This window comes from Castellaniella sp. (genome assembly GCF_034007085.1).
In the GTDB taxonomy this organism is placed as follows: Bacteria; Pseudomonadota; Gammaproteobacteria; order Burkholderiales; family Burkholderiaceae_B; genus Castellaniella.
Window position 1 is genome coordinate 1 of the sequence record NZ_JAVERO010000057.1, and the last position, 12961, is coordinate 12961.

12 protein-coding genes and 1 tRNA gene are annotated in these 12961 nt (G+C 66.0%); 11 read left to right on the forward strand and 2 right to left on the reverse strand.

Annotated features, from left to right (window positions below; genetic code table 11):
• The first annotated feature begins 42 nt into the window (after window positions 1–42).
• A complete protein-coding gene (locus tag RBR29_RS06820; RefSeq protein ID WP_320348224.1) occupies window positions 43–1215 on the forward strand; it encodes a glycosyltransferase family 4 protein in 1173 nt (390 codons plus the stop codon).
• A gap of 43 nt (window positions 1216–1258) precedes the next feature.
• Here the strand turns inward: RBR29_RS06820 and RBR29_RS06825 are convergent, their stop codons facing one another.
• The gene (locus RBR29_RS06825; RefSeq protein WP_320348214.1) at window positions 1259–2644 is read right to left on the reverse strand and encodes a phosphomannomutase/phosphoglucomutase; all 1386 of its coding nucleotides are present in this window, start codon (window positions 2642–2644) and stop codon (window positions 1259–1261) included.
• Between the two features lie 107 nt (window positions 2645–2751).
• Between RBR29_RS06825 and RBR29_RS06830 the strand changes: the two genes are divergently transcribed.
• On the forward strand, window positions 2752–4164 hold the full coding sequence (locus RBR29_RS06830; RefSeq protein WP_320348225.1) for an FAD-binding oxidoreductase: 1413 nt from the start codon (window positions 2752–2754) through the stop codon (window positions 4162–4164).
• 45 nt (window positions 4165–4209) lie between these two features.
• Here the strand turns inward: RBR29_RS06830 and mutM are convergent, their stop codons facing one another.
• Window positions 4210–5037: a bifunctional DNA-formamidopyrimidine glycosylase/DNA-(apurinic or apyrimidinic site) lyase gene (gene mutM / locus RBR29_RS06835; RefSeq protein WP_320348215.1), complete on the reverse strand. Its 828-nt coding sequence runs from the start codon at window positions 5035–5037 to the stop codon at window positions 4210–4212.
• 84 nt (window positions 5038–5121) lie between these two features.
• Between mutM and RBR29_RS06840 the strand changes: the two genes are divergently transcribed.
• The 9 genes from RBR29_RS06840 to ychF all read left to right on the forward strand — a co-directional run bounded on the left by RBR29_RS06840 (window position 5122) and on the right by ychF (window position 12889).
• Window positions 5122–6897, forward strand: coding sequence for a tetratricopeptide repeat protein (locus RBR29_RS06840; RefSeq protein ID WP_320348216.1), 1776 nt, complete (start codon window positions 5122–5124; stop codon window positions 6895–6897).
• Window positions 6894–7481 (forward strand): outer membrane lipoprotein LolB, encoded by a 588-nt coding sequence (locus RBR29_RS06845; RefSeq protein ID WP_320348217.1) that lies wholly within the window; start codon window positions 6894–6896, stop codon window positions 7479–7481. The genes RBR29_RS06840 and RBR29_RS06845 overlap by 4 nt, the downstream gene beginning before the upstream one ends.
• Before the next feature lie 5 nt (window positions 7482–7486).
• The gene (ispE, locus tag RBR29_RS06850) at window positions 7487–8389 is read left to right on the forward strand and encodes a 4-(cytidine 5'-diphospho)-2-C-methyl-D-erythritol kinase (RefSeq protein ID WP_320348218.1); all 903 of its coding nucleotides are present in this window, start codon (window positions 7487–7489) and stop codon (window positions 8387–8389) included.
• A 5-nt stretch (window positions 8390–8394) separates the two neighbouring features.
• A tRNA-Gln gene (locus RBR29_RS06855) sits at window positions 8395–8471 on the forward strand.
• A gap of 102 nt (window positions 8472–8573) precedes the next feature.
• On the forward strand, window positions 8574–9524 hold the full coding sequence (locus RBR29_RS06860) for a ribose-phosphate pyrophosphokinase (RefSeq protein WP_320348219.1): 951 nt from the start codon (window positions 8574–8576) through the stop codon (window positions 9522–9524).
• A gap of 111 nt (window positions 9525–9635) precedes the next feature.
• Window positions 9636–10241, forward strand: coding sequence for a 50S ribosomal protein L25/general stress protein Ctc (locus RBR29_RS06865; RefSeq protein WP_320348220.1), 606 nt, complete (start codon window positions 9636–9638; stop codon window positions 10239–10241).
• Window positions 10242–10335: 94 nt separating this feature from the next.
• On the forward strand, window positions 10336–10935 hold the full coding sequence (gene pth / locus RBR29_RS06870; RefSeq protein ID WP_320348221.1) for an aminoacyl-tRNA hydrolase: 600 nt from the start codon (window positions 10336–10338) through the stop codon (window positions 10933–10935).
• 9 nt (window positions 10936–10944) lie between these two features.
• A complete protein-coding gene (locus RBR29_RS06875) occupies window positions 10945–11733 on the forward strand; it encodes a CPBP family glutamic-type intramembrane protease (protein ID WP_320348222.1) in 789 nt (262 codons plus the stop codon).
• 64 nt (window positions 11734–11797) lie between these two features.
• The gene (ychF, locus tag RBR29_RS06880) at window positions 11798–12889 is read left to right on the forward strand and encodes a redox-regulated ATPase YchF (RefSeq protein WP_320348223.1); all 1092 of its coding nucleotides are present in this window, start codon (window positions 11798–11800) and stop codon (window positions 12887–12889) included.
• Window positions 12890–12961 lie beyond the last annotated feature (72 nt).

The window sequence follows — 12961 nt, forward strand, 5'->3', positions numbered from 1 at the left end:
AGTCGGGGCGGTGCCGCGGCTTGGGCCGCGACGGCCTCGGGGGTGACGGTCGGGGCCACCCCGGCGGGCGGGGGCGCCCCGGCCCCCCGGCTGCTGTTCTTCATCACCAATCCGGCGTTTCTGGTGTCGCACCGGCTGCCGGTGGCCCTGGCGGCCCGCGATGCAGGCTACGAAGTGCATATCGCATCCATGGGTGGCCCGGCTGTGGCGCAGCTGGAGGCGCTGGGCCTGACGCATCATGTCCTGCCCCTGTCGCGCACCAGCATGCGGCCCTGGACCGAAGCGCGCAGCCTGTGGGCGATCTGGCACCTGTTCCGCCAGCTACGGCCGGATCTGGTGCATGCCGTCACGCTCAAATCCGTGCTGTATGGCGGCATTGCCGCTCGCCTGGCGGGGGTGCCTGCCTATGTGGCGGCGATTTCGGGACTGGGCTATGTCTTCATCCAGGGCTCGGGCGCGCGTGGTGTGCTCAAGCGCCTGGCCCTGATTCTGTACCGTCTGGCCCTGGGGCATGCCAATAGCCGGGTCATTTTCCAGAACGTCTCGGACCGGGACGTGCTGGTGCAGGCCGGGGCGGTGCGCCCGGCGCAGGCTGTGATGGTGCGGGGCTCGGGCGTGGACCTGGATCGCTTCGCGCCGGCGCCCTGGCCGGATGGTCCCGTCACCGTGGCCATGGCCAGCCGGCTGCTGCATGACAAGGGGGTGCGCGAATTCGTCGAGGCGGCGCGGCTGTCCGCGTCGCGCGGCGACGGGCTGCGCTGGCGCCTGGCCGGCAGTCCGGATCTGGAAAACCCGGCTTCGGTGACGCACGACGAACTGGCATCCTGGACGGCCGAGGGCGTGGTCGAATACGTGGGCGAATGCGCGGACGTGGCGGGTTTTTACGCGCAGGCGCACATCGTGACACTGCCGTCCTATCGCGAAGGACTGCCCAAGTCCCTGATCGAGGCCGCCGCCTGCGGCCGGCCGGTGGTGACCACGGATGTGCCGGGATGCCGGGACGCCATCGAGCCCGGTGTCAGTGGTGTACTGGTGCCGCCCCGGGACGCACGCGCCCTGGCCGATGCGATCGCGGCGCTGGCGGGTGATGCCGGGTTGCGGGAACGCATGGGTGCGGCGGGCCGCGCTCTGGCGGAACGCGATTTTGGCCTGGACCGCATCGTCCGGGCGCACCTGGACGTGTATGCGGGGCTGACGGGGCGCGCATCCCCCTGAGGCCGGTATCTGGATTGGCGGGCTGAATCTCGATGGACCAGGTTCAGAACGGCAGTTCCCGCCCGGGCAGCAGCGCGGCGATGGCAGTACGAAATTCGTCCTGGATGCGCGCCAGGGCCTCGGGCGTGTCGCCTTCGAAGCGCAGCACCACGACTGGCGTCGTATTCGATGCGCGCGCCAGGCCGAAACCGTCCGGGTATTCGGCGCGGATGCCATCGATCGTGATGCGATCCGTGGCGCCGGGAAAGCGGCCCTCGGTCTGCAGGCGCTGGATGAAGGCATGCGGTTCGCCTTCGGCCATGGGCAGTTTCAGTTCGGGCGTCGAAATCCCCTGTGGCAGGGCTTCCAGGATCGCGCTGGGCGTGTCGTTGCGTGACAGGATTTCCAGCAGGCGCGCCCCGGCATAGAGACCGTCGTCGAAACCGTGCCAGCGTTCCTTGAAGAAAATATGGCCGCTCATTTCGCCGGCCAGTGGGGCGCCGGTTTGCGCCAGGCGCGCCTTGATCAGCGAATGGCCCGTCTGCGACATCAGCGGGGTGCCGCCGGCCTGCTGGACGGCACGGCCCAGGTGGCGGCTGCATTTGACGTCAAAGATAATGTCCGCGCCTGGCTGGCGCTGCAGGATATCGCGGGCGAACAGGATCATCTGGCGGTCGGGCCAGATGATCTGGCCGGAACGGGTGACCACGCCCAGGCGGTCGGCATCGCCGTCAAAGGCCAGGCCCAGTTCGCAGTCGGTGGCGTTCAGATGGGCGATCAGGTCCTGGAGATTGGCCGGGTCTGCCGGGTCAGGGTGGTGGTTGGGGAACAGGCCGTCGACATCACAGTACAGTTCGTCCACCGTACAGCCCAGCGCCCGGAACAGGCGGGCGGCGGCCACGCCGCCCACCCCGTTGCCGCAGTCGATGGCGATGTGCATGGGGCGCGCCAGGCGGACGTGGCCGGCGATTTCGCGGATGTAGGTGTCGATCAGATCGGTGACGATGCTGATGCCCGGCGTGGTGCCGGTGGGGACCTGGATGTCTTCCATGGCCCGGCGCAGAGCCTGGATGTCGTCGCCGTGGAGGGTACGCCCCGACATCATCATCTTGAACCCGTTGTAGTCGGGCGGGTTGTGGCTGCCAGTGATGGCGATGCCCGACCCGGTGCCTTCGCGGTGGGCAGCGTAGTACACCAGGGGGGTATGTGCCAGACCTAACTCAATCGTATTGATACCGCCCGCGTGCAGGCCGGTCTTGACCGCATGGGCCAGGCCCCGGCTGCTCAGGCGTCCGTCGTAGCCGATGGCCAGGCTGCGCACGCCTTCGCGCTGGGCCTGGGCGGCCAGGGCCAGCCCCAGGCGGTGGGCAAAGGGTTCGTTGATCTGTCCGGGGACGGTGCCGCGAATGTCATAGGCTTTGAAGACGGCGGCGGGCAGGGGAGTGCTCATGAGTGGATTTCAGTGGAAAGATCGGCGAGAGAAAAGATTTGGGCCAGTGTATCGCCGATTACAATCAAAAGTTCTTTCCAGCAGCGGGATTCGGGATGACGACAGCCATGGAACATCTGGATGCTTTGCGCGCGACGGTTGGCGCCGCGCAGGTGCTGACCGGGGCGGATGCGCTGCCCTGGGAAACAGACTGGCGCGAACGCTATCGTGGCCGGTCGCTGGCCGTGGTGCGTCCGGGCTCGGTCGATGAGGTCGCGGCGGTCGTGCGTCTGTGCGCGCAGGCCGGGCTGCCGGTGATCCCCCAGGGTGGCAATACGGGGCTGTGCGGTGGTGCCACGCCCGACGATTCGGGCCGCGCGGTGATCCTGTCGCTGCAGCGTCTGAACCGGATCCGCGGCATCGATACCGACAACGACACGATGGAAGTCGAGGCCGGCTGCGTGCTGCAGTCCGTACAGCAGGCCGCGCGTGATGCCGGCCGGCTGTTTCCGCTCAGTCTGGCAGCCGAAGGCAGCTGCACGATCGGCGGCAATCTGGCCACCAACGCGGGCGGCACGCAGGTGCTGCGCTATGGCAATATGCGCGAACTGACGCTGGGTCTGGAAGTCGTCACCGCTCAGGGGGACATCTGGCATGGCCTGCGCGGCCTGCGCAAGGACAACACCGGCTACGATCTGCGTGATCTGTTCATCGGCAGCGAAGGTACGCTGGGCGTGATCACTGCGGCCACACTGAAGCTGCATCCATTGCCGGTGGCGCGCTGCACCGCGCTGCTGGCCCTGGACTCGATCGAATCGGCCATCGCCATGCTGGGCCGCGCCCGCGCGGGGCTGGGCGCTTCGCTGACCGGTTTCGAACTGATGGCCGGCAATTGCCTGCAGGATGTGGTGCGCTGTTTTCCACAACAGCGGCTGCCCTTCGAAGGGGATTCGGCCAACATGCTCTGGTATGCCTTGCTGGAATTGTCGGACAGCGAATCCGTAGACCACGCCCGCGAGCGTTTCGAGGTCGTGGTGGGCGATGCCATCGAAGCCGGTATCGTCCTGGACGCGGTGATCGCCGAATCCATGGCGCAGAGCCATGCGCTGTGGCACCTGCGCGAAAGCATCCCCCTGGCGGAAAAGGAATCGGGCAAGAGCATCAAGCACGATGTCTCGATTCCGGTGTCGCGCATGGCCGAATTCGTCCTGGGTACCAACGCCGCACTGCAGGCGGCGTTTCCCGGAATCCGCCACGTGATCTTCGGCCACCTGGGCGATGGCAATCTGCACTACAACGTGGCGCGCGGCGCGGGGTGGGCCGAAGGCCAGTTGCTGGCGCACCAGGATGCGGTCTATGAACTGGTGCATGATCGCGTGCACGCGGTGGGGGGCTCGATCAGCGCGGAACACGGGGTGGGCCAGCTCAAGCGCGACCTGCTGCCGCGCTACAAGGACCCCGTGGAAATGGCCCTGATGCATCGCATCAAGGCGGCCCTGGATCCCCAGGGCGTCATGAATCCAGGCAAGGTGCTGGGCTGACCGGAGGCCGGGTCGCCGTCGTGTGGATCGGGCGTCTGGTTGCGGTCAGCGTGTCTGGCAGGCCGGGCAGAAATACGTGGCGCGTTGTCCCTGGACGATGCGCCGGATTGGCGTGGCGCAGCGCGGACAGGGCTGGCCTTCGCGTTCATAGACGGCTGCATGCAGCGTGAAATAGGCCCCTGGGGTCCCTTGGGCGTTGACGTAGTCGCGCAGCGTGCTGCCGCCTGATTCCAGCGCCTGGCCCAGGGTCGTCAGGATAGCCGCGTGCAGCCGGGCGCAACGCGGACGTGACAGGCGACTGCCCGGCAGGCGTGGATCGATGCCGGCCAGGAACAGGGATTCGGATGCGTAGATGTTGCCCACACCCACCACAATCTTGCCGCCCAGCAGCAGCTGCTTGACCGACTGGCGGCGCCCCTTCAGCCCCGCGTGCAGGACATCCGGGGTGAAGGCGGCATCGAAAGGCTCGATGCCCAGGCCGGCCAGCAGCGGATGGCTTTCGATCGGGCCGGCTCCGGCCGGGTGCCACAGGACCGCGCCGAAGCGGCGCGGGTCGTGCAACAGGAAACGGGCTTCGTCGAACAGCCATTCCACATGGTCGTGCTTGCGCAGTGGTTCGTCCATCGGCACCCGCCGCAGCGAACCCGACATGCCTAGGTGCACCAGCTGCGTGCCCTGCGGGAACCGGATCAGCAGGTATTTGCCCCGGCGTTCGCAGGCCAGGACCTGGGTGTCGCGGACCAGGCCGGGCAATGCGGCCGGCACGGGCCAGCGCAAGCGGGGTTCATGCACGATCAGGCGGCGCAGGATGCGTCCCGGCATGATCGTGGCAATTCCACGACGGGTTGTTTCGACTTCTGGCAGTTCCGGCATGGCAGGGTGATAACATCCACTTTCGATGATGCAATTTTGCCATCAGACGCAGCGTTTGCTGTGTTCCGGCCATGGTTACCGCAAATGAGATTTTCCGCTTCCGTGATGCCCGTGGTGCTGGCGCTGGCCGCCGCACACGAGACGGCGTGGGCTGCGCCTCCCGCAGTCGCGCCGGTTGATCCGGTCGAAACCATTCATTTGCGCAGTGGCGAACCGCCTGCCGTCAACCTGACTCCCGAACTGCTGTACCGCCTGCTGGTGGCTGAATTGTCCGCCCAGCGCGGGCAGTTCGATGACGCGGCCCAGGAACTCCTGTCCCTGGCCCGTAATACGCTGGATCCCCGGCTTGCGCGCCGCGCTTTCCAGATGGCCATGACGGGGCGCAACCTGGCGCTGTCGCTGCGTTCCGCTCGCGAATGGGCCGCTCTGGATCCCGCCAATCCCGAAGCGGTGGCGGCTTCCCTGGCGCTGTCGGCTTCCAGCGGCCAGACCGATGGCCTGTCCCGGACGTTGGCGCGCCGTATTGCCTCGGCTGACGATCAGGACCAGGCCATCGTCCAGGCGGCTGGCATCGTGTCCAAGATGACGGACAAGCGCTTGGCCCTGGACGTGCTGGACAAGGCGCTGGCGGGGGTGTCCGGGACCTCGGTGTTGGCGCGCCTGGCCCTGGCCGACGCGGCCTGGGCGGCGGGCGAACCCGTGCGTGCCGTCGACGAGGCCCGCCTGGCCCAGGCCCTGGATCCGGATTCCCAGGATGCCGCCCAGCGGGTGCTGGAATACGGCCTGCGGGTCGAACCCGCCCAGGCCATCAAGGACACCTACGCCTTTCTGGACCGCCACCCTGACCGGCGCAACCTGCAGCTGCTGCTGGTCAGCCGCCTGACCGGCCTGGGGTCGTTCGACGAGGCCCTGGGGCTGTTGGACCGCATGCGTCGGCGTGCTCCGGAAGACTTCGATCTGCTCTACACCGAGGCCGAGGTCAATACGCGGGCCGGCCGTTACGAACAGGCCAAGGCCTTGTTGAATCAGTACATTTCGATCCAGCAGCAGCGACGCGCGGCCGTGCGCGACGAGGCCACCAATGCCCAGGCTGACGTGTCCGATGCGCGCTTGCTGCTGGTGCAGATCGCCGAACGCCAGAACGACCTGCGCGAAGCGATTCGCCAGTTGCGCAAGATCGACGAACCGGCGCTGCTGTTTCAGGCGCGCACGCACGAGGCTGTGCTCTATGGCAAGCTGGGCGACCTGGCCAGGGCGCGGTCCATTCTGGACGCCATCAAGCCCGCCGACCGCCGCGAACGAGCCGTCGTGCGCCTGACCTTGGCATCCATCTATCGGGACGCAGGGCGCACCGATCAGGCGGTCGAATTGCTCAAGGCCGCCGACCTGGAAATGCCCGACACCCCGGAAATCAAATATGACCTGGGCATGCTGCTGTTGTTGCAGGGCCGGACGGACGAATTCGAGACCCTGATGCGGCGCGTGATCGAACTCAACCCCGACAACGCCAATGCCTACAATTCGCTGGGCTATACCTTCGTCGAGCAGAACCGCAATCTGGACGAAGCACGTGGTCTGCTGGAACGGGCACTCGAACTCGATCCCGATAGTGCCTACATCCTGGACAGCGTGGGCTGGTATCTGTTTCGCATCCAGGACTACCAGGGGGCGCTGGAATACCTGCGCCGATCCTACGACCAGTTGCCCGCCGCCGATGTGGCCGCACATCTGGGCGAGACCCTGTGGGTGCTGGGCCGCCACGATGAGGCCCGGCGCATCTGGACCGAGGGCCGCAAGGCCGATCCCGACAGCGCCGCCCTGAAAGAAACCCTGGACCGCCTGAGGGTCAGGCTGCCATGACAGTCGGATTCTGGCGTTTCTGGCGTATCGGGGTGGCGCTGTTGCTGGCTGGCTTGCTGGCCGCTTGCGCCGCGCCCCAGCGCATTGGCGGCCAGGGCCCGGCCTTCGAGCGGCAGGGCCGTTTCGCCGTGAACCTGCAGCCGGCCGTTGCCGCGCCGTATGCGGCCCAGGGCGGCTTTTCCTGGCGCGACGATGGGCGTGTCCTGCGCCTGGATCTGGTGTCCCCGCTGGGCAGCATCCTGGCGCGGATCCGGGTCGAACCGGGCCTGTCCCTGCTGGAGCGGGCCGATGGCAGTCGCGAATCCGCCGCTACGCCGGACGATCTGCTGGCCATGGTCTGGGGCCATCCCATGCCCGTGTCCGGCCTGCGTCATTGGATACGCGGACAGGCCGCACCCGGCCTAGTCGTCGATGCCCAGCGCGACGATCGGGGCCGATTGACGTCGCTGCGCCAGGATGGCTGGGAAGTCCGCCTGTCCGCCTATGATGATCAGGGGCCTGGGCGCGTGCGTCTGTCGCGCCTGGATGATCAGGGGCAATGGCGCCTGCAGCTGATCGTGGACCGGACTGATTCAGGTGGCTGACGCGCATGGCGGCCCTGTATGACGTCCCGGCTCCGGCCAAGCTCAATCTGTTCCTGCACGTCGTGGGTCGGCGGACGGATGGTTATCACTTGCTGCAGACGGTCTTTCGTTTCGTGGACCTGTGCGACACGCTGCATTTCGAGGCTACGTCCGACGGCACGATCCTGCGCCAAGGCGATGGTCTGGCGGGGCTGCCGGCAGACCAGGATCTGGTGTTGCGCGCAGCCCACGCCTTGCAGCGGGCCACCGGCACACGGCTGGGCGCGCGTATCCGCTATGACAAACGCATTCCGGCCGGTGGCGGCCTGGGGGGCGGGTCCAGCGATGCTGCCACCACCCTGATCGCCCTGAACCGCCTGTGGGGCACTGGCCTGCGGCGTGCCGAACTGCTGCGCCTGGCTCTGCCGCTGGGGGCGGATGTACCGGTTTTCGTTTTTGGTCGGGCGGCCTTCGCCCAGGGCGTGGGCGAGGACCTGACGGCGGTGAATCTGCCCGAGCGGGCCTACTGGATCGTGCGCCCGGCAGCGCACGTGGTGACCGCCGACGTATTCCGGGATCCCGATTTGACAAGAAATTCCGAATCGGTAAAAATTGCGGTCTTTACTGATTGGCAGACAGGGCGCGACGCCGGTGTTTTTTTCGGGCGCAACGATCTGGAAGCCACGGTCTTTCGGCAGCACCCGGCCATTGCCGCGCTTGCGCAGGCAGTACGGGACGCGGGGGTCGAATTCCGCATGACAGGTTCGGGTTCGTGCCTGTTTGCAGAATTCCCGGACGCAGATCAGGCCAGGATGCATCAGGATCGAATAATCAGTAAAATGGAAAACCCGCCCGCTGGGGCGATCTCAGGGTCCTGGATCTGCCGGGGTCTGCATGATCATCCCTTGCTTGGCTGGGTCAATGATTGAATGATTGGGGAATAGCCAAGTTGGTTAAGGCACCGGATTTTGATTCCGGCATGCGAAGGTTCGAATCCTTCTTCCCCAGCCATCCCTTCCGCGCTCGCGCGCATGCTATCAGGCTGTTGAACCGGCCCGTCCCCTGCGGGAAGGCCGTCAACAGCCTTGTCATTTGACACATTGGTTCAACACCATGGCACAAGACAGATTCATGATCTTCACCGGCACGGCCAATCCTCGTCTGGCCGTCGATGTCGTGAATCACCTGGACATGTCCCTGGGCAAGATGACCGTCGGTCGCTTTTCCGATGGCGAAGTCATGGTGGAAATCAATGAAAACGTGCGCGGCAAGGACGTCTTCGTGCTGCAGCCCACCTGTGCGCCGACGAACGACAACCTGATGGAAATCATGGTGATGGTCGATGCCCTGCGCCGTGCGTCCGCGCGCAACATCACCGCCGCCATTCCGTATTTCGGCTACGCTCGCCAGGATCGCCGGCCGCGTTCGGCACGCGTGTCCATTTCGGCCAAGGTCGTGGCCAACATGCTGCAGGTCGTGGGTGTGGACCGGGTCCTGACCATGGATCTGCATGCCGACCAGATCCAGGGTTTCTTCGACATTCCCGTGGACAACATCTACGCCGGGCCGATCCTGCTGGGCGACATCTGGAGCCGCAATTTCCAGAACCTGGTGGTCGTGTCCCCCGACATCGGCGGCGTGGTGCGTGCCCGGGCCCTGGCCAAGCAGCTCGAATCCGACCTGGCCATCATCGACAAGCGCCGTCCGCGCGCCAATGTGTCCGAGGTCATGAACATCATCGGCGACGTGAACGGGCGCACCTGCCTGATCATGGACGACATGGTCGATACCGCCGGCACGCTGTGCAAGGCCGCCCAGGCCCTGAAGGACCGGGGCGCGGGTTCCGTGTACGCCTATTGCACGCACCCCGTGCTGTCGGGCGAAGCCATCAAGCGCATCCAGGAATCGTCCCTGGACGAGCTCGTCGTCACCGACACGATTCCGCTGAACGAGGACGCACGCGCCTGTGCAAAAATCCGCCAGCTGTCTTGCGCATCCCTGCTCGGGGAAACCATTCTGCGCATCTCGACGGCGGAATCGGTCAGTTCGCTGTTTGCCGACTGACGGCAAACGCGTTGCATTCTGTGGCCTTGCGCTGGTCGCGGCGCGGGGTCGTTTCGCAGCTTCGGCTGCTTTGTTGTCGGGGCCTTGCAAGGCCCCACTTTGGAGTCATCCATGAAATTCACCGCCACTTCGCGTAGCGTCCAGGGTTCGAGTGCGAGCCGCCGCCTGCGCCGCGCCGGTCGGGTCCCCGCCATTGTCTATGGTGGCGAATCCGCCCCGGTCAGCATCGAACTTGACCACAACGAGATCTACCACGCCCTGAACAAGGAAGAATTCCACGCCTCGATCCTGGACATGGTCCTGGACGGCAAGGCCGAGCCCGTGCTGGTGCGTGCCGCCCAATGGCACCCCTACAAGCCCCAGGTTCTGCACGTCGATTTCCAGCGTGTGGATGCGTCCCAGGCCGTCACCACCAAGGTTCCGGTGCATTACCTGAATGCCGACATCTGCCCGGCCGTCAAACTGGCCGGCCAGATCGTCACCCACGGCCCGGCCGAACTCGAAATCACCTGCCTGCCGGCCAATCTGCCGCAGCGCATCGAAGTCGAACTCGGCGGCCTGGTGGGCGGTGCCCGCCTGCACCTGTCGGACATCACCCTGCCCAAGGGCGTGAAGTACGTGCCGCGTGGCGAGGACACCAACCCGCTGCTGGCCCAGGCAAATGCGCCCAAGGGCACGGTATCCGAGGAAGAAGGCGAAGCGCCCGCCGCTGAATAAGCGCCGGTTCGCAAGATCCTGCAAAACCCCTGTCCGGCCCGAGGCCGGCAGGGGTTTTGTCGTATGATGGGGGCTTTTCGGATCACCTCTCTCGATGACGACCGCGCCCATCCGCCTCATCGTGGGGCTGGGCAACCCCGGCCCCGAATACGAGGCCACACGCCACAATGCCGGGTTCTGGCTGGCGGATCATTTCGCCGACGACCTGCGGGCCGATTTCACCCTTGAAAAATCGTTCTTTGCCTGGGTCGCGCGTGCTCGCCATGCGGGCCAGGCCGTGGTCCTGGCCAAGCCGACCACCTTCATGAACCGGTCTGGCCTGGCCGTCGGCGCGCTGGCGCGGTTCTACAAGCTGCAGCCCGAGGAAATCCTGATTCTGCACGATGAACTGGATCTGCTGCCCGGGGCGGTCAAGCTCAAGCTGGGCGGCGGCCACGCGGGCCACAATGGCCTGCGCGATGTCCAGTCCGTGCTGGGCTCTCCCAATTTCTGGCGCCTGCGTATCGGCATCGGCCACCCGCGCAGCCTGGGCCTGGCCCAGCAGGTCGTCAATTTCGTCCTGCATCCGCCGCGCAAGGACGACATGCCCGGCATCGAGGACGCCATCAACCGCTGCCGCATCGTCCTGCCGCAGTTGCTGGACGGCGCCTTCGACCGCGTCACCGAACGCCTGCATCAGGCCAACCACGCCTGATCAATGCGGATGCGCCTGTTCCAGCGTCCCGCCGGTCTGCCCACCATGGGCCAGGAAATCGCCGATTTCCTGCGCTTCATCGTGCGCCCGCGACCCGGCCCAAGAGCAGGGGGGCGGCGCGCCGGCGCCGGTCTGTGGGCGGACTGGCGCCTGAACGCCCCTTGGTGGCGGTTGTGTCATTGGGCCGTACTGCTGTGGCTGGTGAACCTGTTCGTCTTTGCCCCGCTGGCCCTGTCGGCGGCCGATGCGGGCGGGGCGCAGCATCGGCTGAACATCCACAACCTGCCCTGGATGACTGCCCTGATCTGGGCGCCCATCGTCGAGGAACTGACCTTTCGCTATGCGCTGCGCCGTCCGGCCATGCTGTGGTGGTTCGTCCCCCTGATGGCATCCATTCTGGTCCAGGGGGCGGGGATTGCCTCGGGTCTGATGGCCGCCGCTGCCGTGCTGCTGGCGCTGGCCCCGGCCTGGTACCCGGCCGATCATCGCTGGCGGACCGGCTGGCGCGCGTCCTGGCGTGGCCGCCGGCTGGCGCGGCGCGCCTATCCCTGGCTGTTTCATGGCGCCGCGCTGGCGTTTGCCGCCGTGCACCTGTTCAATTTCCGCCTGAATGCCATGGCGCTGGTGCTGCTGCCGCTGCTGGTGTTGCCGCAATGGGTCACGGGCCTGGTGCTGGGCTGGATGCGGGTGCGCCGGGGCATCGTCGATGCCATTGCCCTGCATGCGATTTTCAATGGCGGACCGCTGCTGCTGATCGGCCTGGTGCTGCATTTTGCGCCGCAATTGGTGGTGGGGTGAGCGCCCCTGCAGGCGGGTACAATAGCGCCTTGATTTCCATCCCTCTTTTCCTTTCAGGTTCCCCATGGCACTGCAATGCGGCATCGTTGGCTTGCCCAACGTCGGCAAATCCACCCTGTTCAACGCGCTGACCAAGGCCGGCATCGCGGCGGAGAACTACCCGTTCTGCACCATCGAACCCAATGTCGGCGTGGTCGAGGTTCCGGACCCGCGCTTGGCGCAGCTGTCGGTCATCGTGAAACCCGAGCGCGTGGTGCCCGCCGTGGTCGAATTCGTGGACATCGCCGGCCTGGTGGCGGGCGCGTCCAAGGGCGAAGGCCTGGGCAACCAGTTCCTGGCCAACATCCGCGAGACCGATGCCATCGTCCACGTCGTGCGCTGTTTCGAGGACGAGAACGTCGTGCACGTCGCCGGCCGCGTCGATCCCGTATCCGATATCGAGGTCATCAATACTGAACTGGCCCTGGCCGACCTGGCCACCGCCGACAAGATCCTGCAAAAGAACCGCAAGCTGGCCAATTCCGGCGACAAGGACGCCATTCGCCTGGTGGCCTTGCTGGAACGCATCGTGGCGGCCCTGGATCAGGGCAAGTCTGTGCGCAGCCTGGGCCTGGACGAGGACGAGCAGGCCCTGATCAAGGGTTATTGCTTCATCACCGCCAAGCGCGCCATGTATGTCGCCAACGTCAAGGACAATGGCTTCACGGACAACCCGCACCTGAAAGCAGTGCAGGACTATGCTGCCGCCGAACAGGCCCCCGTGGTGGCTGTCTGCGCCGCCATCGAGGCCGAAATCGCCGACCTGGATGACGAGGACAAGGCGGTCTTCCTGGAAGACATGGGCATGGCCGAGCCGGGTCTGGATCGCGTCATCCGTGCGGGTTACCAGTTGCTGGGCCTGCAGACCTATTTCACCGCCGGCGTCAAGGAAGTCCGCGCCTGGACGATTCCCGTCGGCGCCACGGCCCCCCAGGCGGCCGGGGTCATCCACACCGACTTTGAACGCGGCTTCATCCGCGCCCAGACCATTGCTTTCGACGACTTCATCGCCTGCAAGGGCGAGCAGGGGGCGAAGGAGGCCGGGAAGATGCGGGCGGAAGGCAAGGAATACGTGGTCAAGGATGGGGATGTGATGAATTTTTTGTTTAACGTCTGAAGCACACCTTCAACGAAAGCGACGAAGGCGTGTGCGAACGCTGGAGCGAGACACCGGTCTGGCAATATTTTT

Bases quoted from the DNA above. Each gene is read 5' to 3' on its own strand.
- RBR29_RS06825 (WP_320348214.1), bottom strand. From the start codon at position 2,644: ATGAGCACTCCCCTGCCCGCCGCCGTCTTCAAAGCCTATGACATTCGC.
- RBR29_RS06830 (WP_320348225.1), top strand. From the start codon at position 2,752: ATGGAACATCTGGATGCTTTGCGCGCGACGGTTGGCGCCGCGCAGGTG.
- mutM (WP_320348215.1), bottom strand. From the start codon at position 5,037: ATGCCGGAACTGCCAGAAGTCGAAACAACCCGTCGTGGAATTGCCACG.
- RBR29_RS06840 (WP_320348216.1), top strand. From the start codon at position 5,122: ATGAGATTTTCCGCTTCCGTGATGCCCGTGGTGCTGGCGCTGGCCGCC.
- RBR29_RS06845 (WP_320348217.1), top strand. From the start codon at position 6,894: ATGACAGTCGGATTCTGGCGTTTCTGGCGTATCGGGGTGGCGCTGTTG.
- ispE (WP_320348218.1), top strand. From the start codon at position 7,487: ATGGCGGCCCTGTATGACGTCCCGGCTCCGGCCAAGCTCAATCTGTTC.
- RBR29_RS06860 (WP_320348219.1), top strand. From the start codon at position 8,574: ATGGCACAAGACAGATTCATGATCTTCACCGGCACGGCCAATCCTCGT.
- RBR29_RS06865 (WP_320348220.1), top strand. From the start codon at position 9,636: ATGAAATTCACCGCCACTTCGCGTAGCGTCCAGGGTTCGAGTGCGAGC.
- pth (WP_320348221.1), top strand. From the start codon at position 10,336: ATGACGACCGCGCCCATCCGCCTCATCGTGGGGCTGGGCAACCCCGGC.
- RBR29_RS06875 (WP_320348222.1), top strand. From the start codon at position 10,945: ATGCGCCTGTTCCAGCGTCCCGCCGGTCTGCCCACCATGGGCCAGGAA.
- ychF (WP_320348223.1), top strand. From the start codon at position 11,798: ATGGCACTGCAATGCGGCATCGTTGGCTTGCCCAACGTCGGCAAATCC.